This is a genomic window from Achromobacter pestifer, from assembly GCF_902859625.1.
Taxonomy (GTDB): Bacteria; Pseudomonadota; Gammaproteobacteria; order Burkholderiales; family Burkholderiaceae_B; genus Achromobacter; species Achromobacter pestifer.
Genome location: NZ_CADIJX010000001.1, coordinates 1,304,721 through 1,327,478, shown reverse-complemented (window position 1 = coordinate 1,327,478; position 22,758 = coordinate 1,304,721). Strand labels below are relative to the sequence as shown.

The window sequence follows — 22,758 nt, the reverse complement described above, 5'->3', positions numbered from 1 at the left end:
CTAAGGGCGAAAGCGGCGCCTGATCGATAGACTTCCGCCATAAGAAAAATCGGGGCCTTGCAGCAGGAGACACGGCGCGCGCCTTGCGCGCCCGGCAACGGATGCCCATAGAAGGCGATCCGGGCCAGCACAAGGAGTTCCATCTTGGCCAGACTCGTATTCCGCCTGGGCGGTATGTGGGGGTTGTTGCGCCGGCTTAACCGTGGTGACGCCACGCTGTCGGAACGCACCCTGTCGGTCAGTCCCGCAGTCTTTCCGCTGCATCGCTTCCTGGGGCAGATCCGCCAGCGAATCATGACCGTGCGGCAATCCAGCATTGAAATCGCACTGAATGCGGCGCGCACGCAGTTTCAGGCGGATCGTTGTTCGCTGTTGGCGCAGGAGCAGGCGCGGGCGGCCGGCGCACTGGCCGACAGCGGCGCACAGATCGCGGCCTTATCCACGTCCACGTCTAGCCACGCTCGCGAGATCGCAGCGGTGTCGGGCCAGAATTTGCTGGCGGCGGAGCACGCGCTGGCTGAGCTGTCGGACGTGAAGGCGCGCGTGGACCGCATGACGCGCGAAATGGCCGCCTTTACCGACGTCGTGGACCAATTGACCGGGCGCGCGCGTTCCGTGGGCGACATCAGCAAGCTGATCAAGGACATCGCCTTGCAGACTCAGTTGCTGGCGTTGAACGCGGGCGTTGAGGCAGCAAGGGCAGGGGACGCGGGCAGGGGCTTTGCGGTGGTCGCCAGCGAAGTCGGCCGCCTGGCCGAGCGCGTGAACGCCGCCACCAACGACATAGGCCGGCACACGACCGACATGCTGGAACTGGTGGACACCACGCAACGCCAGACGGGCACGTTGCGCGACGACGTGGAGGCCTCCGGGGTGGTGTTGGACCGGACGTGCGCCGACTTTCAGCGTTTTGTGCGCGACTTCGGCAGCATGAATGGTCAGGTGACTGAGGTGGTGCGGGCGATTGGTGAAGTCGATGTCACCAACCACGGCATGAGCCAGGAGGTCGGGCGCATCGCGGCGCTGAGCGCCGACGTCCAGGCTCGCATGGGCAGCATGTCGGCCGAAATTGACCGGATTCGACGGCAAACTGAAAGTGTGCAGGAAGTGCTGGCCGACATGCGCACTGGTGACACGGCGTTCGATCAACTGTCCGAGGCGGTCGACGATTTCCGGGCCGCAGCCGTCCACCTGCTGGAGGATGCCCGCCGCCGTGGGGTGGATGTGTTCGACCGGCACTACCAACGTATTCCTGGCAGCGAACCGCCGCGATTCCACACGCGGTATGACCAGGCGATTGACGAATCACTGACCCGCTTGCTGGATAGTGTGCTGATGGCGGTGCCCGGCGCGATCTATACGATCCTGGTGGATAGCCGGGGGTATGCGCCCGCGCACAACAGCCGGTATTCCCACGCGCCGACGGGCGACGTCGCGCTGGATGTTGCCCGAGTGCGGCACAAGCGGATCTTCAACGACCCCGTGGGTGCCCGGCTGGCGGCCAACACCGGATCGATGCTGTTCCAGACCTATTCGCGGGACACCGGCGAAATCGTCAACGATATTTCGATTCCGTTGTATTTAGGGCCGGAACACTGGGGCGCCGTGCGTATCGGCCTGGACTACATGCGATTCCAGGCCGAACTCGAGGGCGCACAGCCTTCGCATCAGCCCTTTGCGGCTGCGGGCTGAAGGCGCGCGGGAAGGGGCGGCGGCCGCCAACCGGGCGGGGACGAACGGTTCGGCCTGATGCGCATCCGGGAATAGCGCCGCTTTCCCCCCTTTTCTTGGCTTATCGCCAAGCCCCGGCGCCTCCTAGAATCTCGGCGGGCGGCTCGTAATCCGAAAATCCGCGAGCCCCAACGACACCGCAGAGCATGGCCGAAGAAAGCGACCTCGAAAAATCCGAAGCCGCCTCTCCCAGGCGCCTGGAAAAGGCGCGCGAAGAGGGGCAGATTGCGCGTTCCCGGGAATTGGGCACGTTCATGATGCTGGCCGCCGGTGTCGGGGCGATCTGGATGGGCGGAGGGTCGCTTTATCAGGGCCTGAGCGGCGTGCTGCATAACGGCCTGGCATTCGACCAACGCATCGTGACGGATCCGGGCGTGATGGTTGAGGTCGCCGTGAATGGCTTCGGGCATGCCTTGCTGGTGATTCTGCCGATTTTCGGGGTGTTGGCGGTGGTGGCCGTGCTGTCCAGCGTGCTGCTGGGCGGCTTCGTGATCTCGGGCAAGCCCTTGCAGGCGAATTTCTCCAAGCTCAGCCTCTTCGGCGGCCTGAAGCGGATGTTCTCGTCGCAAACCGTGGTGGAACTGGTCAAGGCGCTGGCCAAGGCCCTGCTGGTGGGCGGCGTGGGCGTCTGGGTCATCTGGCGCTATCACGACGACATGCTCAGCCTGATGCACGTGGCGCCGTCAGCCGCGCTGATCAAGGCGCTGTCGCTGGTGGCGCTTTGCTGCGCCTTCATCGTGGCGTCCTTGCTGGTGATTGTGCTGCTGGACGTGCCGTGGCAGATCTGGAGCCATTTGAAGAAGCTGCGCATGTCGAAAGAAGACGTGCGCCAGGAACACAAAGAAAGTGAAGGGGATCCGCACGTGAAGGCTCGGATCCGGCAGCAGCAGCGCCAGGCGGCGCGGCGCCGGATGATGTCGGAAGTGCCGAAGGCGGACGTCGTGGTGACCAACCCCACGCATTACGCCGTGGCGTTGAAGTACGACGAGGAAAAGAGTGGCGCTCCGCGCGTGGTGGCCAAGGGCACCGGGCTGATCGCCGCCAAGATCCGCGAGTTGGCCGCCGAGAACCGCATCCCCACATTGGAAGCGCCGCCGCTGGCGCGCGCATTGCATCAACACGTCGAACTCGGGCAAGAAATCCCGGGCGAGCTATATACCGCGGTGGCGGAAGTGCTGGCGTGGGTCTTCCAGCTGCGTTCGTGGCGTTCAGGATGGGGGGTCGAACCGACGGCCCCGACCAGACTGGCCGTGCCCGCCGCACTGGACCCGCAAGCAACAACCGCAGCACAAGGAGTTTAAGGAATGAGCGCTTTGCTCACCATGTTGAAGAGTAGCGGGGCCGGCCATGCGCGGCTGCTGGCAGGCCCCATCCTGATCGTGATGGTGCTGGGCATGATGGTGCTGCCCCTGCCCACGTTCCTGCTTGACCTGCTGTTCACCTTCAACATTGCGTTGTCCGTGATGATTCTGTTGGTGGCCATGTTCACGCGCAAGCCGCTGGACTTCGCCGCCTTTCCGGCCGTGCTGCTGTTTGCCACGTTGCTGCGCCTGTCGCTTAACGTGGCGTCGACCCGCGTGGTGTTGCTGAACGGCCATACGGGCCCGGACGCGGCGGGTAAGGTGATTGAGGCCTTCGGCCACTTCCTGGTGGGTGGCAATTTCGCCGTGGGGATCATCGTTTTCGTGATCCTGACCATCATCAACTTCATCGTCATCACCAAGGGTGCGGGCCGTATCGCCGAAGTGGGCGCGCGGTTCACCCTGGACGCCATGCCCGGCAAGCAGATGGCGATTGACGCCGATCTGAACGCGGGCTTGATCGGTGAAGACGAGGCACGGCGCCGCCGCGCGGAAGTCTCGCAGGAATCGGACTTCTTTGGTTCGATGGACGGTGCCAGCAAGTTCGTGCGCGGTGATGCCATCGCCGGCCTGTTGATCATGGCGATCAACATCATCGGCGGTCTGATCGTGGGCGTGGCCCAACACGACATGTCGATGGGCGAATCGGCCCGTGTCTATACCTTGCTGACGATCGGCGATGGCCTGGTTGCGCAGATTCCGGCACTGGTGATCTCGACCGCTGCGGGCGTGGTCGTGTCGCGGGTGTCCACCGATCAGGACATTGGCCAGCAGATCATCAGCCAACTGTTCTCGAACCCGGCCGTGCTGTTCCTGACGGCCGGCATCATCGGCATCATGGGCTTGATCCCCAACATGCCGCACGTCGCGTTCCTGACGCTGGCCGGCGCGCTTGGCTGGGGTGGCTGGGTACTGCACAAGCGGAGGCGGGCTGCGACGCAGGCCGCCGAACAGGTTCCCCCTCAAGCGATCACACAGGCGCAAGCCGCCGCGGCCGAGGCCAGTTGGGACGACGTGTCCATGGTGGATCAGTTGGGGCTGGAAGTGGGGTATCGGCTGATTCCGCTGGTGGACCACGCCCAGAACGGCGAACTGCTGCACCGCATCCGCAGCCTGCGCAAGAAATTCGCGCAGGACGTGGGCTTTTTGCCGCCCGTCGTGCATATCCGCGACAACCTGGAACTCAAGCCCAACGATTACCGCATTCTGTTGTCGGGCGTGGAAGTGGGCCACGGTGTGGCGATGCCGGGTCAATGGCTGGCCATCGACCCGGGCGGCGTCACCATTCAGATCAAGGGCACCCCCACCACCGATCCCGCGTTTGGCCTGCCCGCGCTGTGGATCGACGGCGGCCTGCGTGATCAGGCCCAGGTGGCGGGCTATACCGTGGTGGATGCCGGCACGGTGGTGGCGACGCACTTGAACCACTTGATGCACCGCCACGGCTCGAACCTGCTGGGCCGCCAGGAAGTGCAGCAGCTGCTGGACCGCATCGGCCGCGATGCGCCCAAGCTGGTCGAGGATCTGGTGCCCAAGACCTTGTCCCTGACCGCGCTGCAAAAGGTGCTGCAAGGCTTGCTGTCGGAAGAAGTGCCGATCCGCGACATGCGGACCATCATCGATACGCTGTCCGAGCACGGCCCGCGCCTGGCGGCGCAGGCGGCCGGTGCGGGCGGGCAACCCGATATCAACGAATTGATCATGCTGACCCGCCGTTCGCTGGGCCGTGCGATCACACAGCAATGGTTCCCGGGCGAGGGCGAGCTACGGGTGATTGGCCTGGATGTGAAGCTGGAGCGCGTGCTGTCGCAGGCCATGACCACCAGCGGCGGGCTGGAGCCCGGCTTGGCGGACACCTTGCTGCGCGAGACGCAGGCCGCGGTCGAGCGCCAGGAATCGCAGGGCAACGCACCGGTGCTGCTGGTATCACCGGTGCTGCGTGCGCCGTTGTCGCGTTTCTTGCGGCACCATCTGCCGCAGTTGGGCGTGTTGTCGAATACTGAAATACCCGATGAACGCATGGTCCGCGTGACCGCGTTGATCGGCGGGAGCAATGGGCCATGAAGATAAGCCGCTTTTTTGGCGTCAATAGCCGTGAAGTGATGCGCCAGGTGCGCCAGGTGTTGGGGCCGGATGCGCTGATTGTGTCGAACCGCAGCGTGGATGGCGGTGTCGAGGTGCTGGCAACTGTCGAAGGCGCGTTTGACGATGTGGCGTCGGAGACGCCGCAACGAGAATCCGCCTCGCACGCGCTGCCTGCCTCCGAGCCGCGCCCGCCGTTGTCGGTCAGTTCGCCAGCGAGTTCGCCGTTCGGTGCTCCGATTCCCGTCGAGCGACCGCATCCGGCGCCGGCCGCCATGGCGCAAACAGGCTACGCGCCGTCGCGCTCGATCGCGGCCTATCAATCTGCCTATGCGTCGTCGGCATCGCCCGAAGACGAGACGGTGACGGAGCCGGCCGCCAGCGCGGTGTCCCAGCCGGCCGTGCCGTATCCCACCGCGCTTCAGCCTGCGGCGCCGCAACCCGCCGCCGTGGCGACGCGCGTGGAATTGCCCGCGTTGCCACCCGCACGGCCGTCTGTTCCGCAGGCGCCCGCCGTGGTCCCAGCGCCCACGCCCGCGCCTGCCGGCTACGCCGCGCCGATCGCGCCTGCGGCCCACGTGCCGCCGGCCCACGCGGCGGCAGCCCCGGCCCCGGTCTCCTACGCACCGCCTGTTTCCCCGTCTGCCGCTGCTGCGCCGTCGATGGCCCGCATGCCGGATGCGCCATTGCGCCAGCCGCCGGCGATGCCGGCCGCCGCGCTGCCCACGGATACCGCCGCGGGTCTGCAAGACGCGATCAGCGCCTTGCGCGGCGCCATGGAAACCCGCATGGACGGCCTGTTGTGGGGCGGCCGTCAGGGGGCGGGCCGTGAACCCGCTGCCGCCGCGCTATTCCGAGGACTATTGGATGCGGGCTTCAGCACGAAGCTGGTGCGTGCGCTGGTTGAACGGCTTCCGGCCGGCATGACGGCGGAAGCCGCCCAGGCTTGGGCGCGCAACGAGCTGGTGACGCATTTGCCCGTGGTGGCGTCCGAAGACGAATTTCTGGCCGGTGGCGTGTACGCGCTGGTCGGCCCCACCGGGGTGGGCAAGACCACCACGTTGGCCAAGTTGGCGGCCCGGTGCGTGGCGCGCGAAGGTCGCGATCAGGTCGCGATGCTGACGACGGACCTGTTCCGGATCGGCGCGCTGGAACAATTGCAGATCTACGGCCGCCTGATGGGCGTGCCGGCGCACTCGGTGCGCGATGCGGGCGAGTTGCGCCGCATTCTGACCGAGCTGGGCAACCGCAAGATCGTGCTGATCGACACCACCGGCATCAGCCAGCGCGACCGCTTGGTGGCGGAGCAGGCCGCCATGCTGTGCAACGCGGGCAAGCCGGTACGGCGCCTGCTGGTGCTGAACGCCGCCAGCCAAGGCGATACGCTGGACGAAGTGGCACACGCTTACCGCAACGGGGTGGGTGAGGACGTGGCTGGTTGCATCATCACCAAGCTGGACGAAGCCACGCGGCTGGGTGCGGCGCTGGATACGGCGATTCGTCATCGCTTGCCCATCCACTACATGTCTGTCGGGCAGAAGGTGCCCGAACACATGGAATTGGCCCGCGCCGATGTGCTGATCGACCGCGCTTTCTCTATGGTCGAGCGTGCGCGCGCGCTGTATACGCCCAGCGAGGCGGATCTGGCCTCGCTGGTGTCGTCCTCGCGCGATCCTGATGCCGTGGATCCGGCACGCCGGCGCCAATTGCTGGCCTCGGCGATCCTGCGTCCGCAGGGCGGGTCGGCGTCGATTACGGCTGCGCAGAATCTGGATGACACGATCGCCATGCTGGATAACGATCCGGCGTGCGCACAAGCCCGAGCGTCCTGGCGCGAGTATGTCGGCGACGGCGCGGGCGCAAGCCTGTCGGCGCTGGGCGATGAGCCGCTGGCAATGGTCCGCCGCGAGTTCTCCGCCACCTGCAACCGCCACTTGCTGGCCATGCACGGCAAGACTGCCATGAAGGGCGAAGGCCTGCCCGGCGGCACGTTGTTGGGCTCCTTGTTGATGAGCGATCGCGGCGCCGCGTTGGCCGCGCCCGCGCAGCAACTGGCGTTGGCGCACGGCATGCTGACCTCGTTCGCGCCTGCGGCGCCGGGTCAGCCGGATGCCGGCTTGGCGCTGGAGGCTCGCGTGCGCTGGCTGGGCGAGCAATTGCCGCGCCTGCCGCTGGTCCACATGCTGGAGGCTGGCACGGCTGCCTTGTGGCAGTCGCTGACCGGACAAGGCGCGTCGTGGGTGGCGCGCTGCCCGGGTGGCATGCGCGTGATCCAGGACGAATGCCCGACCAATCTGAACGCGGTCGGCAAAAGCGTGGGCTATCTGCCGGTGGGCCAACCCGGCGACATGCCAGGTCTGCTGGCCGAGAAGACCGGCAAGCGGGTACCGCTGGCGCTGTGGGCGTCGGGCACGGAAATCACCTTGCCGGGCAAGGGCAATGGTGCGCCCATCCGCTTGGTGTGCGCTCGTGTGATCGACACGGACAGTGGCGAGATCGCCGCGCAATGGTTCGGTCTGACCAATCTGCCCGCATCGCAGGCGGACGCTGCGACCGTGGCGCGCTGGCTGGTCTTGCAGGATGAGGCGCGAGCGGGCTTCCGCTACATGGCCAACGCCTGGCAGGCGTTGCCGGCGGTGGATGGCGCGCATACGCTGGCACGTCAGTCCTTGATGGCCGGTCAGCTGGGTGCGGCCTGCTGGCAGATGGCGCATTCGCCATCCGCGGATGTGGTGCGGGGCCCCTTATCGGGCATCGTGGGATCAGAGCGGAAACTGACGGGCCGCATGTTGCCCGTGGCGATACTGAAGATGTTCGCAATGTTGGAGATGACCGGCGGCGCGTGATTGCACGACAGCATGCCAGGCAAGAAAAAGGCGGCGCTTTGGCGCCGCCTTTCTTTTATGGTGTTCTCTATAACTATAAGAAGAGCGGATTCAGCCCGCCACGATCGGCTTGCGGCCCGGAGCGCCGCGTGCGCCGCGGCCCTGTGCGTCATAGGTGGACGTAACGCCCACGCCGTTGATGTTGCGCAGCGCGTCCAGCGATTGCTGGGTATAGCGCAGATGCACATCGATCAAGGCGCCATTGCGCATATTGATTTCGTTGGCCGATGCCGATTTGGTCAGCAGCGCTTGCCAGATGCCCGACAATTGCGGGTGCAGCACGGCGGCCTGTTCGGTGCCGGCGTGCCCGATGGGCAAGCCGATGTCGGACAGCAGGCCATCGCGGGTTTCGCTCAGATCGACCAATTGTTGGGCGATGCGCCCCTTGCGCTCGGTGATGGCCTGTAGCGCACCGACGTTCCCCGGGCCCACGAGCACTTCGGTTTCTTCTTCCAGAACGGTCGAGAACTCGGTGATCAGGGCGTCTTCCTGCCGCATGCAGGACTGGAGGGAATCAACGGGGTTCATGGTCAGGCTTCTACGGCGGTAGGGCGGTGAAAGGAAAGGATTACTTCAACAGATCGCGGGCGCTGGCGATCAGGCTGTCGGCAATGCGCCCGGTATCGATCTTCAACTGGCCCGAAGCAATCGCGGCGCGAATGGCTGCCACGCGCTCGACGTTGATGTCATTCGAGCCGTCTTGCAGGGCAAGCATCTTGCGCGAAGCCGAACTCAGCGCGACCTGCGAGCTACTGGAGCCGCCTCCATTGCTGGCGCCATAGGCTTGCGCAACCGCGGAATCCGGGCGTTGGGCAACGGCGTCGGGCGAAATGGGCCGGTTGGTGGTCGAATTGATTTTCAAGGTTTTCTCCGCAGGGCGTCCTGGGTCGGTTTGCGACGGATCCGCCTACTTATGTCTCTGTAACGGCAGGGCAGGAACGAACTTTAGGCCAAGTCGTCCGATGCTGTGGCGCGATTTGTAACATTGCCTACAGTTGCATTTCAACCAGCCCCGCATTCTTCACCACGCCGCTGATCACCTGGCCGTTTGCCGTACGCACCTGGACCATGGCGCCGGGTGCCGCATTGTCCAGCGCCTGGCCTTCACTGCTGACCACGAAGCCATTGCCGCGCGCGTTGATCCGGACGTTGGAGCCCCGGAGGACGGATTGCGCATTGCGCAACGACGATCCCCGCACCGGTTGGCCGGCATTGATCCGATAGGCGGCCGTCATGCCGACGACGGTCTGCGGATCGGTGATGGCGCCAGGGGGAAGGGCGACCAGATCGCCGTCACGGGGGGAAAGGTCGTCCGGCGTCAGTGCCTGGCCAGCTGCGATCATCCGCGAAGCCACGTAATAGTAGCCGGGAACCCGCACGGTGGCCTGCACATACGTCGTCCACGGTTTGGGGGCATTGCAGCGCACGCCGACCGTCATCCTCGAACGCATCTTCACGCCTGAGGGCATAAATGGGGACATGGCATCGCAGGGCGCCAGGCGTTCGGCGCGCGGCGGGTCGATGGCCACCGTGGCTTGCCCGGGCAGCCCGGCAAGTTGGTCCAGCAAATAGCTTTGCGCCACGACGGCAATCGCCTCGGGCGCTTGGCTGGTGGCGTCCTGCGCCTGGGCCTGCGCGATTCCCGGCAAGGCCAGGACCAGGGCGATCAGGCAGCTGGCGCGCGCGCGGAGGGAGCGTGCGAAGATTTTCATGATGATTGAATTGTAGAAGTCCGCGGCAGTTGGCAATACGTGAATTGGATGAGAAATGGCGGGTTATTTGGCTGATTGTGTTTGGCCGCCGACCCCTATGATGCCGTCATCCAATGGGATAACGGTGTGTCCGAATTCCCGTGCTCTATCCGTATTGCAACGCACGAAGGCGCCACGATGCTAGACAGGCTTAATGAAGATTTCCGGTTCTACCAGCAGGCTCTGGGGCTGCGTGCGCAGCGTCAGGAAGTGCTGTCGTCGAACATCGCCAACGCCGACACGCCTAACTACAAGGCTCGCGACTTTGACTTCAAGACCGCGATGCAGACCGCCATGGAAGGGTCCAAGCGTTTGTCGGACACGTCGCTGACGCTGACCTCGGCACGCCATATACCCGCCAAGGCCGTGTCGCAGGGGCCGACGGAGTTGCTGTATCGCCTGCCGTACCAGCCCAGCATGGACGGCAACACGGTGGACATGGATACCGAGCGCGTGCAGTTCGCCGACAACACCTTGCATTACCAGAGCACCATGCAAATGCTGTCCGGCCGCATCCGGACCATGATGGCCGCCATTCAGGATTGATCCATAAAGGGAGCAACAGGCAATGTCCTTGTTGAGCATTTTTGATATCGCCGGTTCGGCGCTCAGCGCACAGTCGCAGCGCATGAACGTGTCGGCCAGCAATCTGGCCAACGCCGATAGCGTCGTGGGTCCGGACGGCCAGCCTTATCGCGCCCGCCAGGTCGTGTTCCAGGTCAACCCGCCTGCCGGTCAGGCGCTGGGGCAGGAAATCGGTGGCGTCCGGGTGGCCGGCGTCATCCAGGATCCGTCGCCCTTGAAGCAGATCTACGACCCCAAGCATCCGCAGGCGGATGCGCAGGGCTACGTCAGCATGCCGAACGTCGATCCGGTGGCCGAGACGGTCAACATGATCGCGGCATCGCGGTCCTACCAGGCGAACGTCGAGGTGCTCAACACCGCCAAGGCGTTGATGCAGAAGACGCTGACCATCGGTCAATCCTAATTTCTTGACAGAGTGAACTCATGACCACCGTCGATCAAAACACGAGCACCACCGGCCTGGGCCTCGCGCAAACCGGCGCCAATGGCTCCAGCACGGCGCAGGGCTTGCAGGACCAGTTCCTGAAGCTGCTGGTGACGCAGTTGCAGAACCAGGATCCGCTGAACCCGATGCAGAACGCCGAGCTGACCTCGCAACTGGCGCAGATCTCCACGGTGGAAGGCATCAACAATCTGAAGAACACCATGCTGGCCATCAGCGGCCAGATCGATGTGTCCCAATCGATGAACGCCGTGGCGATGATCGGCAAGGGCGTGCTGATCCCCGGCTCCAAGGTCAAGGTTGGCGTGGACGGCGAGAACGCAGCCGAGCGCGTGGTCACGCCGTACGGTCTGGATCTGCAAGCCGATGCGCAGAAGGTGCAGGTGCGTATTTCGGATGCGAATGGCGCGGTCGTGCGCACGATCGAAATGGGCGAACAGAAGACGGGCGTATACACCCTGAACTGGGACGGCAAGAACGACAGCGGCGTGGCGATGGAAGCGGGTGCGTACACCGTGTCTGTCCTGGCGACCGATGGCGACGGCAAGAAGGTGAATGCGGAAGTGCTGAGCTACGGCCAGGTCAAGAGCGTGGCGTATTCCACTAACGGCTTGCGTCTGGATCTGGGCCTGGACGGCCAGACCAGCATGCTGGACGTGCGTAAGGTTATCGGCGCCTGAACCGGGCGAACTTGAATCGGCGCCGGCGCACGCGCGACGGCTTCACTAGATAAAGATTAGCGAGAGAAAACATGGGCTTCGGACAAGGATTGAGCGGCTTGAACGCCGCATCGCAGAACCTGGACGTGATCGGCAACAACATCGCCAACTCCGGTACTGTCGGCTTCAAATCGGCAACCGCGTCGTTCGCTGACGTCTACGCCAGCTCGCGCGTGGGTCTGGGCGTCAAGGTGGCGGCAATCAGCCAGCGCTTCACGGTGGGTACCGTGCAGGGCGGCGGCGGTGAATACGATATTGCGATCGACGGCGCCAAGGGCATGTTCCGCGTGACCGACCAGAGCGGCGCGGTGATGTACACCCGCAACGGCGAATTCCTGGTCGACAAGAACAACTTCATCGTGAACGCCCAGGGCTACCGCATGACGGGTTATCCCGCCGGCGCCATCGGCGCGAATCCGACCGAGCTGCAACTGCCCACCGCCAACGTGGCGCCCAAGGCAACCGGCACGGGCACGACCGTCGCCAACCTGGATGCCAACGCCAAGGTCATCTACACCACCGACACGATCACGTCGCCGGCAGTGAATGGCTCGGTCACGCTGACCGGCACCACGCCGCCTTCGCCCGCCACGCCATACACCTTCACGCGCGACGCGACCGGCACGCTCACCTGGGTGACGCCGCCGCCGGCCGGCACCTATGGCGCCGCGCCCAATCTGATCACCGTTGACGCGGCAGGCGCCGTGACGACGGGCGACATCACCCAAGTCCCGGGCTACCAGAATTACACGGCCGCGGTCACGGAAATCGGCAAGCCGTTCGACCCGACGATCTCGGGCAGCTATACGAATGCATCGCCGATGACGGTGTTTGATTCGCTGGGCAACTCGCACCAGGTCATGCAGTACTTCGTCAAGCGTCCGGCGGATGCGTCGGGCAGCGTCTATGACGTGTACTACACGATGGACGGCCAAGCCATGGCGCCGAGCACCGAAGTCGGCGGCGTCTGGGGCAACCCGCAGAAGTTCACGTTCAACAACGCAGGCGCGCTGACCAGCGCCCCGGTCGTGACGCTGACCTTCGCCCAGCCTGGCGGCACGACCACGCCGGCCGACCCGCTGAGCATCGCCATGAACTACACCGGCACGACCCAGTACGGCAGCAACTACAAGCTGGTGGCCAAGCCCGACGGCTACACGTCCGGCGAATTCAGCGGCATCAACATCGGCGGCGACGGCAGCCTGGTGGCCAGCTACACCAACGGTGAAACGCAGATCGTCGGCACGATCGTGCTGGCCGACTTCTCCAACCTGCAAGGCTTGCAGCCGGTGGGCAACAACGCCTGGACCGAGACGGCGGCCTCCGGCCAGCCCATCCTGGGCCAGCCGGGCACCAACGGTATGTCCAAGGTCGTGGGCCAGGCGACGGAAGCGTCCAACGTCGACATGAGCAAGGAGCTGGTCAACATGATCATCGCCCAGCGCACCTATCAGGCCAATTCGCAAACCATCAAGACCCAGGACGAAATCATGCAAGTCCTGATGAACCTGAAGTAAAGCCGTACAGGCTAGCGACGACACCGACGGAATAGGCAATGGATAGAATCATCTACACCGCCATGAATGGCGCAGCGCGGATCACTGAGCATCAGGCCGCGCTCTCCAACAACATGGCCAACGTGAACACGACGGGCTTTCGCGAGCAGATCGCGCTGTACCGGTCGGTTCCGGTGACGGACGGGGTGAGTCTGCCTACGCGCGTTTCGACGGTGGCGTCCACGCCCGGCAACAGTTTCGAGATGGGCAACATGCAAACCACGGGCCGCGACCTCGACGTGGCGCTGTCCAGCGAGAATGGCTGGATCGCGGTCCAGACCCCGCAGGGCGAGGCCTACACGCGAGGAGGCAGCTTGCAGGTTGGCATCAATGGTTTGTTGCAGACCTCGCTGGGCCAGCCGGTGCTGTCCGACCAGGGCGGCCCTATTGACGTGCCGGATCAGGCCGCGCTGACGATCACGTCGGACGGCACGATCACCGCCATCGGCGCCGGCGACGGCCCGAACAATATCTTGAATCTGGGCCGCATCAAGCTGGCCAATCCGAACAATGCGCAACTGGTGCATGGCGATGATGGCGTGTTCCGCCTGGCGCCGGTGAACGGCCAGCCTGCGCCGCCCGCGCCCGCCGACCCCAGCTTGCGCGTGCTGTCCGGCGTGCTGGAAGGCAGCAACACCAATCCCATGAAGGCGATGGTGGGCATGATCGAGAACGCGCGCCGCTTCGAGCAGCAGATGCAGGTGATTCAGCAGTCGGATCGCAATGCCGAACGCGCCAATGGCATTCTGGCCATCAGCGCTTGATTCAAAAGCTGATTTAAACAATTTTCGCGTGCGGCCAGTCCGCCGCACCAGGAGTACTTCATCATGATGCGTTCGTTGTGGATTGCCAAAACGGGCCTGGAAGGTCAACAGACCTCCATGGACGTGATTTCCAACAACTTGGCCAACGTCTCCACCAACGGGTTCAAGCGCGGCCGCGCCGTGTTCCAGGACCTGATGTACCAGACCTTGCGCCAACCCGGTGCGCAAGTGGGCGATGCCACGCAACTGCCGTCCGGCCTGCAATTGGGCACGGGTGCGCGCGTTGCCGCCACCGAGCGCATCCACACCGAAGGCAACCTGAACAATACCGGCGGCGAAATGGATATCGCCATCCAGGGCCGTGGTTTCCTGCAAATTGAATTGCCTGACGGCACCCAGGGTTACACCCGCGACGGCGCGCTGCAACGCGACCAGAACGGCCAGTTGACGACCGTCAGCGGCTACGTGATCCAGCCGCCGATGAACGTGCCGGACAATGCGCTGTCGATCTCCATCGGCAAGGACGGCATCGTTTCCGTGACGCAGCCCGGTGCGGCTGGCGTGAACGTGCAGATCGGGCAATTGCAGATCGCCACGTTCATCAACCCGACCGGCCTGCAAAGCATCGGCGAGAACCTCTACCTGGAAACCGATGCATCGGGTCCGGCGAACCTGCTGCAACCGGGTGTGGATGGGGCGGGCTCCATCTTGCAGAACTACGTCGAAACGTCGAACGTGAACGTCGCGGAAGAGCTGGTCAACATGATCACCACTCAACGCGCCTATGAAATGAACAGCAAGGCCGTCAAGACGTCTGACGAGATGTTGGCCCGCCTGACGCAACTGTGATGCCCATGTCTGTCCTGCGCCTGGTTTTCAGTGCGGCCCTGGCTATGCTTGTGGCCGGTTGCGCCATGATTCCGCCCGAGCCCATCGTGACCGGGCCGACCACGGCGGCTCCGCCGCCGCCGCCGATGCCCATGGCCCAGCCCACGGGCTCGATCTATCAGCCCACCACCTACGGCAATTACCCCTTGTTCGAGGATCGCCGTCCGCGCAACGTGGGCGACATCGTCACCGTCGTGCTGAACGAACGGACGAATGCCTCCAAGAACGTGGCGACGAACACCAACCGCACCGGATCGGCCACGCTCGGCATCGCCGCAGCGCCGTCCTTCATGGACAGTTGGGCGGGCGCGAACCTGAATACGGATGCCAAGGGCGGCAACGTGTCGCAGGGCAAGGGCGACAGCACGGCCAACAACGCCTTTACCGGCACCATCACCACGACGGTCGTGGGCGTGATGTCCAACGGCAACCTGCAAGTGGCCGGCGAAAAGCAGATCGCCATCAACCGTGGCAGCGAATATGTGCGCTTTGCCGGCGTGGTGGATCCGCGTTCCATCACTGGCACGAATACCGTGTCGTCCACCCAGGTGGCCGACGCCCGCATCGAGTACCGCAGCAAGGGCGTCATGGACGAAGTCCAGACCATGGGCTGGCTGCAACGCTTCTTCCTGATCGCATCGCCGTTCTGACTATGACACAACCGACTCCGATATCCGCCTTGCTGTCCTTGTTCGCTCGCGTCTGCGTGGCGGTCGGATTGGTGGCCGGCGCCGGCGCCGCTCAGGCCGAACGGCTGAAGGACCTGGCTTCGATCCAGGGCGTGCGTGGCAACCAGCTGATCGGTTACGGCCTGGTCGTGGGCCTGGACGGCAGCGGTGACCAGGTACGCCAGACGCCGTTCACGCAGCAGAGCCTGACCAATATGTTGTCGCAGCTGGGCATTACCGTGCCTGCCGGCAGCAACATGCAGTTGAAGAACGTGGCGGCCGTCATGGTCACGACCACCTTGCCGGCGTTCGCCCGGCCTGGCCAGACGCTGGACGTGGTGGTCTCGTCCATGGGCAACGCAAAGAGCCTGCGCGGCGGCACCTTGCTGATGACGCCCATGAAGGGCGCCGACAGCCAGGTTTACGCCATCGCCCAGGGCAATATCCTGGTGGGCGGCGCGGGCGCTTCGGCCGGTGGCTCCAGCGTGCAGATCAACCAATTGAACGGCGGCCGCATCAGCGCGGGCGCCATTGTCGAACGCGGCGTGCCCACCACGTTTTCGCGTGATGGCTACATACACGTCGAGCTGAACAATACCGACTTCGGCACGGCGCAGAACGTGGCGACGGCACTGAACAAGAAGTTCGGCCAAGGCACGGCCACGGCGCTGGACGGCCGTGTCGTGCAGGTGCGCACGCCGATGGAGCAGGCGTCCCAGGCGCGCTTCCTGTCGCTGGTCGAAGACCTGCAAGTGGCCCGTGCTCCCACGGTGGCCAAGGTCATCATCAATGCCCGCACCGGTTCGGTCGTCATGAATCGCACGGTCATGATCGAAGAGGCCGCCGTGGCGCACGGCAACCTGTCGGTCATCATCAACCGTCAAAACCAGGTGTCGCAGCCGGATACGCCTTTCACGGAAGGCCAGACGGTGGTGGTGCCCAATACCCAGATCGAAGTGCGCCAGGACAACGGTTCTTTGCAGCGCGTCAGCACCAGCGCCAACCTGGCTGATGTGGTCAAGGGCCTGAACGCACTGGGTGCCACGCCGCAGGACCTGCTGGCCATTCTTCAGGCCATGAAGACCGCAGGCGCCTTGCGCGCCGAACTGGAAATCATCTGATCATGGCAGTCACTAACGACGCGGCTCGTGGTGCGGCCCGGCAGGATTCGGTGTTCGACATGGGTCGCCTGTCGGACCTGAAGCGGGACGTCAAGAAGGACCCGGAAGGCACCGAGCAACAGAAGCAGGTTGCCAAGCAGTTCGAGGCCCTGTTCCTGCAAATGATGGTCAAGCGCATGCGCGAGGCGACGCCCAAGGAAGGGCTGTTCGACTCGCAGCAGACGCAGATGCTGCAATCCATGGCGGACGAACAGTTGGCCTTGCACCTGGCCACGCCCGGGATCGGACTGTCGCAGTCCATCCTGGCGCAGATGCAGCAGGGCAAGCCGGCCGATGTGTCCGACGACGCGGTTCGCGCGATCGGGCAGGGCGGCGATCTGGACTTCCGCACGGGCGGATCGCGCGAAGTCTCGGCGTTGCTCAACGTCATGCGCAACAACCGCGCCAGTGACCGCGCGCTGGCTGCCGCCGAAGGGGCGCCCGAGCATGTCGTGGAGTTTGTGTCGAAGATGTCGCGCGCGGCCAATCTGGCTTCGCAGCAAAGCGGCGTACCCGCGCGCCTGATCATGGGCCAGGCGGCCCTGGAGTCGGGCTGGGGTCAGCGCGAGATCAAGCACGCGGACGGCAGCACCAGCTACAACCTGTTCGGCATCAAGGCGGGCTCCAGCTGGAAGGGCAAGGTCGTCAATGTGTTGACCACCGAATACGAAGACGGCGTGGCGAAAAAGGTGACGCAACCCTTCCGCGCCTATGCCTCCTATGAGGAATCGTTCGCGGACTATGCCCGCCTGATCGGCAACAGCCCGCGCTACGAGGCCGTGACCCAGGCGCGCAACGAGATCGATGCGGCGCGCAAGATCCAGGATGCAGGCTACGCGACCGACCCGCGCTATGCGCAGAAACTGATCGGCATCATGGGTCAGCTGCGTGGGGCGGCATCCAAGGTGGAAAATTCCCGCCAGATGTTGGAAGGACTCTAAATTTGGACGATCTCCTGCCGTTAATGGAGTATCCAGAGATAACAGCTGCGGTTACACACGGGGCATTGTCAGCATGAATTTGTATAAAACGGCATTGGGCGGGCTGAACGCCGCCCAGGCGGGTTTGGCCACCACCAGCCACAACATCAACAATGCCACCACGGTGGGTTACAACCGCCAGCGCGTCATGACGTCCACCGCGGGCGCGCAAGCCACCACCAACGGCTACATCGGCCGTGGTGTGCAGGTTGACACCGTCGTGCGCAGCTACGACAGCTTCTTGTACAAGCAGCTCGTCGGCGCGCAGGGCAGCGGTGCCCAACTGCAAGCGCAGCTGGACCAGGTGTCCCAGGTCAACAATCTGTTTGCTGACCGCACGGTCGGCATCGCTCCGGGCCTGACCAATTTCTTCACCAGCATGAATGCCGTGGCCAGCAAGCCTGCTGACCCGGCCGCCCGCCAGGATTTGCTGGGCAAGGCGAACAGCCTGACCACCCAGATCCGCTCGGCCTACACCGAAATGCAGAATCAGCGCGAAGGCCTGAACACGCAGATCACGGCCACGGTGGAACAGGTCAATAGCTACCTGGCCCGCATCGACGACCTGAACACGCAGATTTCGGTGGCGACCGGCAAGGCCGGCAACGGCCCCCCGAATGACCTGCTCGACCAGCGCGATCTGGCGGTGGCAGAACTGAACCAGCTGGTCGGCATCACCACCTACGAGCAAGGCGACAAGATCAATGTGTCGCTGGCCAAGGGCGGCCAGGCGTTGCTGTCTGGTTCCACCATCTACCCGCTGCAAGCCGTGCCGTCGTCCAAGGATGCCAGCCGGACGGTCTTGGCCTACACGCTGCCGGCAGGCGCCGGCAAGACGGTGTCGGTCGAACTCGCCGACAGCGATGTCACCGGCGGCAAGCTGGGCGGTTTGTTGCAGTTCCGTTCGGCATCGCTGGACGTCATGCAGGCCCAATTGGGCCAGATGGCGGTTGGCCTGGCGATGTCGTTCAACGAACAGCACAAGCAAGGTCTGGACCAGAACGGCAATCCGGGCACGGACTTCTTCAGTATCGCTTCGCCGCAAGGCGTGCCGAATACCCAGAACAAGAGCAACGCGCAGATCTCGGGCCAGTTCACGAACCTGTCCAACATCAACGCGAAAGACTACGAAATCTCGTTTGACGGCACGAACTATCAAGTCGTGCGCATGCCGGAAGGCTCCCAGGTCTACAACGGCCCGGCGACCGGCACGCCGCCCAACGCGACGTTGAACATGGACAACGAGATGGGCGTGACGTTGACGATCAACGCGCCGCCCCAAGCCGGCGACAAGTGGACGTTGTCGCCCACGCGCGATGCCGCCCGCGACATCAATGTGCTGATCACCGATCCAGAGCGCATTGCCGCCGCGGATGCCGAAGGCGGCGACGCCAACGGCAAGAACGCACTGAAGCTGGCGCAACTGCAAACCGCGAAAGTGCTGGGTCACGGCACGATGAGTACCACGGACATGTTTGCGCAGGTCGTGAACACCGTTGGCGTGCAGACGGCTCAGGCCAAATCGGCCGCTACCGCGCAGGCCAATCTGATCAAGCAGACCGCCGCCGCGCAGCAGTCGGTGTCGGGCGTCAACCTGAATGAAGAATACGTAAGCCTGTCGTTGTATCAAGAGCAGTACCAGGCCAGCGCCCGCATCATCGATGTGGCCAGCACCGTCTTTGACACGCTGTTGGGTCTGCGTGGCTAATCAGACCGTCGAATTGTGATTACTAAGAAGAATTTCGGAGTTGCACCATGCGCCTGAGCACCACGATGATGTACACGAACGGCCTGAGCGGCGTGCTCTCTCAGGAATCCGACATGAACCGCCTGGTCGAACAGGTGGGCAGCGGGCGCAAGTACCTGACCCCTGCGGATGATCCGCTGTCGGCGGCGTTGGCGATCGGCGTGGCGCAGACGCAAAGCATCAACTCGACGTATGCGATGAACCGCCAGACGGCCAATACCAACCTTGGCCAAGAGAGCAACACGCTGGATTCCGTCAAGAATGCCTTGCAGGAAGCGCGTACCCGCGTGATCCAGGCGGGCGGCGTGTTGTCCGACAGTGATCGTCAGACCCTGTCGACGGCACTCAAGAGCACTCGCGAGGCCCTGTTGGGCCTGGCCAACACGACCGATGGCAGCGGCCAGTACCTGTTCTCGGGCAATGATGGCAGCGTGATGCCCTACACCAAGGACGCCAGCGGCAAGATTCAATACAGCGGATCGGTTGGCGAACGCACCATCCAGGTTGATCAAAGCCGTCAGTTGTCGACCAGCGATCTGGGTGTGGATGTCTTCGGCCGCGCTAACCCCGGTTCGCAGGCCTATGTGGCCTCGGCGCCCGCATCGAACACCGGCACCGCGCAATTCAGCGCCGTGTCGGTCACGCCGGGCAGCGGGAACCTGGACAAGAATTTCACCGTGACCTTCGAGGCGGATGCCACGGGCGCGATGGGCTTCCGTGTCACGACGACCGACGCCAATGGCGGCAACCCGGTCACGGTGCCGGATCCGTCCCAACCCGCGAAGGCATACGCCACGGGCACCGCGATTGATTTTGGCGGTGTGTCGATGGTGGTCACGGGTGAACCCAAGGCGGGCGACACCATCAAGGTTGAAAGCGTTCAGTCCACCGACATGGATGTGTTCTCGACGCTGGACAACCTGATCGCGGCCCTAGACGCACCGAGCAATGGTGATCCGGCGGCGACGGCTCGTGTGACCAATGCCCTGGCGACCGCGAACAAGAAGTTGTCGAACAGCTATGACAACGTTCTGACCGTGACCGCATCGGTAGGCGCCCGCATGAACGAGTTGGACGCGCTGGACGCGACGGGCACCAAGAAGGGCCTGACGTACTCCAAGTCCTTGTCCGACCTGGAAGATCTGGATTACTACGCCGGCGCCAGCCAGCTTGCGCTGCGCCAGGTGGCGTTGCAAGCCGCGTCGGCGGCGTTCATGACTATTCAGGGGTCCAGTCTGTTCAGCCGCAAGTAATGCGGCGGGATCCCCGGCCGCACTGATTGAGTGCGGCCATTTGCGCCCTTGCGGACGCTTCTGGCCCAAGGCCGGGGCGTCCGTGGTTGCGTGCAGGGTAGGTAATGCTGTTTCACGTTGCTTAACGCTCGGATATTCCATGTTTGTCAATTTGAAAGTTCGCACCTGTATCGTTCTGGTGCTGTTGCTCTTCACGGGCGCCATGTTCATATCCAATGGCGTGGCTTGGTTGGGGTTGAACTCCAGCAACGCGAAGCTCGAGCAGGTTAACGACGCCTATTCCAATCAAGGCACCCAATTGAATCGTGCCTATGCCGCCTATCTGCGCGGCCGGCTGCTGTTGGCGACGTCGCTGATGGATATGCAGCAAGGCAAGACCGAGCAGGCGAATACGCAGACCAAGCGCGCCGAAGCCCTGATGCAAGAGGGCAGCAAGTCGCTGGACGAATTCCGCAAGGCGCAACGCATGCCGGGGTCTGAAGCGCTGGTTGAGAAGTTGGAAGCCGCCTACAAGCAGTTCGACGACGTATACAAGCGCCAGGCCGCTGCGCTGTCGAACATGGCAATCCAGGAATACCTGGACCTGAACGACGCCGGCAGCGCCGCCAACACGGCCTTCCGTGAAGCGGTGAATGGCGTGTTGCAGTTCTTGGATCAACGGACTGACGAATTGGTGGTTCAAGCGGAGACGGATCACCGTATCTCGCGCATGGTGACCATTGCAATGCTGGCGATTGGGCTGGTGCTGGCGTTGGGCTGCTGGATTTTCATCAACCGTACTGTCTTGCGTCCGCTGCATCAGGCGGGGGACCACTTCGACAAGATCTCGGGCGGTGATTTCACGGGTCGGATCGATGTGCGGAGCACCAACGAAATCGGCCAACTGTTTGGCGCCATCAAGCGCATGCAGGAAAGCCTGACGCGCACGGTCGCCACGGTGCGCCGTGGCGTGGACGAAATCAATGTGGGTTCGCGTGAGATTTCCGCGGGCAACACGGACCTGTCCAGCCGCACGGAGCAGCAGGCCGCCTCGTTGGAGGAAACGGCCGCATCGATGGAGCAACTGGCCTCCACGGTGAAGCAGAACGCCGACAACGCGCGCCAAGCCAATCAGCTGGCAGCCAGTGCGTCGGACGTGGCCGAACGCGGTGGTTCGGCGGTGTCGGAAGTGGTCAGCACGATGCAGGGCATTTCTGCCAGCTCGCGCAAGATCTCGGAAATCGTGTCCGTGATCGACGGCATCGCGTTCCAGACGAACATCCTGGCGCTGAACGCGGCCGTGGAAGCGGCGCGTGCGGGCGAGCAGGGCAAGGGCTTTGCGGTGGTGGCGGGCGAAGTGCGTTCGCTGGCGCAGCGCAGCGCGCAAGCGGCCAAGGAAATCAAGGGCCTGATCGAGGACTCGGTGTCCAAGGTGGGTGCCGGTTCGCAGCAGGTGGAACGCGCCGGCGCGACGATGCAGGAAATCGTGGCATCGGTGAAGCGCGTGACGGACATCATGGGCGAGATCTCGGCGGCGTCCGAAGAGCAGTCCAGCGGTATCGATCAAGTCAACCGCGCCGTGTCGCAGATGGATGAGGTGACGCAGCAGAACGCAGCGTTGGTGGAAGAGGCGGCCGCTGCCGCGGGTTCCCTGCAAGAACAGGCGCAGCGTCTGGCCGAAGCCGTCGCCGTCTTCAAGATCAATGCGGGTGAAGTCATCGAAGTGCCGGCTCGCCAACTGGCGCAGCAACGCACAGCGGCGCGCGTGCCGGCGCCGCAGGCCAATATCCCGGCGACCCCACCGGCGACGCCGCGAGCCACGGCTGCCGCCCGGTTGGCCAAGCCCGCGCAGGAACATCAACCGGCCCAGGCCGCGCCAATGCCGCAGGCGACGACGGAGGACGGCGATACGCCGGCTCCGAAACCCGCGCCTCGCAAGACGCAGGTGGCTCGCCCCAAACCCGCTCCGGCCGCGGCGACTGTCGCGCGTCCCTTGCGCCGTCCGGCGACCCGCGCGGATAGCGCCACGGATGCGGCGCCGGCCGCGTCCGCTGCCAGCCGCCGGCCCCCGCCAGCGGATGACGATTGGGAGTCCTTTTGACGGCCCACGCGATCAGTGTATTGAATAGGCAATAGCACACGTATTACCCCCTTTTACGTTCCAGCGGCCAACGAGCGCCGCCGGGACGACTACCGGAACTATCCGA

Annotated in this window: 19 protein-coding genes; 16 read left to right on the top strand and 3 right to left on the bottom strand. The window is 64.1% G+C overall.

The features are described from left to right. Positions 1-144 precede the first annotated feature (144 nt). The 4 genes from HV753_RS05795 (at position 145) to flhF (ending at position 8,020) form a co-directional block, all read left to right on the top strand. Positions 145-1,692 (top strand): methyl-accepting chemotaxis protein, encoded by a 1,548-nt coding sequence (locus tag HV753_RS05795; RefSeq protein WP_425485877.1) that lies wholly within the window; start codon positions 145-147, stop codon positions 1,690-1,692. A gap of 185 nt (positions 1,693-1,877) precedes the next feature. Further along, positions 1,878-3,032, top strand: a complete 1,155-nt coding sequence (flhB, locus tag HV753_RS05790; protein ID WP_175173433.1) for a flagellar biosynthesis protein FlhB — start codon at positions 1,878-1,880, stop codon at positions 3,030-3,032. A 3-nt stretch (positions 3,033-3,035) separates the two neighbouring features. Next, complete coding sequence (gene flhA / locus HV753_RS05785) at positions 3,036-5,156, top strand: flagellar biosynthesis protein FlhA (protein ID WP_175173432.1); 2,121 nt, start codon at positions 3,036-3,038, stop codon at positions 5,154-5,156. Then, on the top strand, positions 5,153-8,020 hold the full coding sequence (gene flhF, locus HV753_RS05780) for a flagellar biosynthesis GTPase FlhF (protein WP_175173431.1): 2,868 nt from the start codon (positions 5,153-5,155) through the stop codon (positions 8,018-8,020). The genes flhA and flhF overlap by 4 nt, the downstream gene beginning before the upstream one ends. 90 nt (positions 8,021-8,110) lie before the next feature. On the opposite strand, the gene HV753_RS05775 is transcribed toward flhF, so the two are convergent. The 3 genes from HV753_RS05775 to flgA form a co-directional block, all read right to left on the bottom strand. Then, positions 8,111-8,587 (bottom strand): flagella synthesis protein FlgN, encoded by a 477-nt coding sequence (locus HV753_RS05775; protein ID WP_175173430.1) that lies wholly within the window; start codon positions 8,585-8,587, stop codon positions 8,111-8,113. A gap of 40 nt (positions 8,588-8,627) precedes the next feature. Next, entirely contained in the window at positions 8,628-8,921 is a 294-nt protein-coding gene (gene flgM / locus HV753_RS05770; protein WP_175173429.1) for a flagellar biosynthesis anti-sigma factor FlgM, read from the bottom strand. A gap of 127 nt (positions 8,922-9,048) precedes the next feature. After that, positions 9,049-9,771 (bottom strand): flagellar basal body P-ring formation chaperone FlgA, encoded by a 723-nt coding sequence (gene flgA, locus HV753_RS05765; protein WP_175173428.1) that lies wholly within the window; start codon positions 9,769-9,771, stop codon positions 9,049-9,051. A 177-nt stretch (positions 9,772-9,948) separates the two neighbouring features. Between flgA and flgB the strand changes: the two genes are divergently transcribed. The 12 genes from flgB to HV753_RS05705 all read left to right on the top strand — a co-directional run bounded on the left by flgB (position 9,949) and on the right by HV753_RS05705 (position 22,652). Next, positions 9,949-10,356 (top strand): flagellar basal body rod protein FlgB, encoded by a 408-nt coding sequence (gene flgB / locus HV753_RS05760; RefSeq protein WP_175173427.1) that lies wholly within the window; start codon positions 9,949-9,951, stop codon positions 10,354-10,356. A gap of 22 nt (positions 10,357-10,378) precedes the next feature. Beyond that, positions 10,379-10,798 (top strand): flagellar basal body rod protein FlgC, encoded by a 420-nt coding sequence (gene flgC, locus HV753_RS05755; protein ID WP_175173426.1) that lies wholly within the window; start codon positions 10,379-10,381, stop codon positions 10,796-10,798. A gap of 20 nt (positions 10,799-10,818) precedes the next feature. Then, on the top strand, positions 10,819-11,517 hold the full coding sequence (locus HV753_RS05750) for a flagellar hook capping FlgD N-terminal domain-containing protein (RefSeq protein ID WP_175173425.1): 699 nt from the start codon (positions 10,819-10,821) through the stop codon (positions 11,515-11,517). A gap of 71 nt (positions 11,518-11,588) precedes the next feature. After that, complete coding sequence (locus tag HV753_RS05745) at positions 11,589-13,073, top strand: flagellar hook-basal body complex protein (protein WP_175173424.1); 1,485 nt, start codon at positions 11,589-11,591, stop codon at positions 13,071-13,073. Positions 13,074-13,111: 38 nt separating this feature from the next. After that, positions 13,112-13,876 carry a flagellar basal body rod protein FlgF gene (locus HV753_RS05740; protein ID WP_175173423.1) on the top strand — a complete coding sequence of 255 codons (765 nt, stop codon included), beginning with the start codon at positions 13,112-13,114 and terminating at the stop codon, positions 13,874-13,876. A 63-nt stretch (positions 13,877-13,939) separates the two neighbouring features. Beyond that, a complete protein-coding gene (gene flgG / locus HV753_RS05735) occupies positions 13,940-14,725 on the top strand; it encodes a flagellar basal-body rod protein FlgG (protein ID WP_175173422.1) in 786 nt (261 codons plus the stop codon). Next, on the top strand, positions 14,725-15,414 hold the full coding sequence (locus HV753_RS05730) for a flagellar basal body L-ring protein FlgH (RefSeq protein ID WP_175173421.1): 690 nt from the start codon (positions 14,725-14,727) through the stop codon (positions 15,412-15,414). The genes flgG and HV753_RS05730 overlap by 1 nt, the downstream gene beginning before the upstream one ends. A gap of 2 nt (positions 15,415-15,416) precedes the next feature. Then, the gene (locus HV753_RS05725; RefSeq protein ID WP_175173420.1) at positions 15,417-16,553 is read left to right on the top strand and encodes a flagellar basal body P-ring protein FlgI; all 1,137 of its coding nucleotides are present in this window, start codon (positions 15,417-15,419) and stop codon (positions 16,551-16,553) included. Between the two features lie 2 nt (positions 16,554-16,555). Then, a complete protein-coding gene (flgJ, locus tag HV753_RS05720; protein WP_175173419.1) occupies positions 16,556-17,533 on the top strand; it encodes a flagellar assembly peptidoglycan hydrolase FlgJ in 978 nt (325 codons plus the stop codon). 73 nt (positions 17,534-17,606) lie between these two features. After that, a complete protein-coding gene (gene flgK / locus HV753_RS05715) occupies positions 17,607-19,280 on the top strand; it encodes a flagellar hook-associated protein FlgK (RefSeq protein WP_175173418.1) in 1,674 nt (557 codons plus the stop codon). Positions 19,281-19,327: 47 nt separating this feature from the next. After that, complete coding sequence (gene flgL / locus HV753_RS05710) at positions 19,328-20,572, top strand: flagellar hook-associated protein FlgL (RefSeq protein ID WP_175173417.1); 1,245 nt, start codon at positions 19,328-19,330, stop codon at positions 20,570-20,572. 139 nt (positions 20,573-20,711) lie between these two features. Next, positions 20,712-22,652 (top strand): methyl-accepting chemotaxis protein, encoded by a 1,941-nt coding sequence (locus HV753_RS05705; RefSeq protein ID WP_175173416.1) that lies wholly within the window; start codon positions 20,712-20,714, stop codon positions 22,650-22,652. Positions 22,653-22,758: the final 106 nt, after the last annotated feature.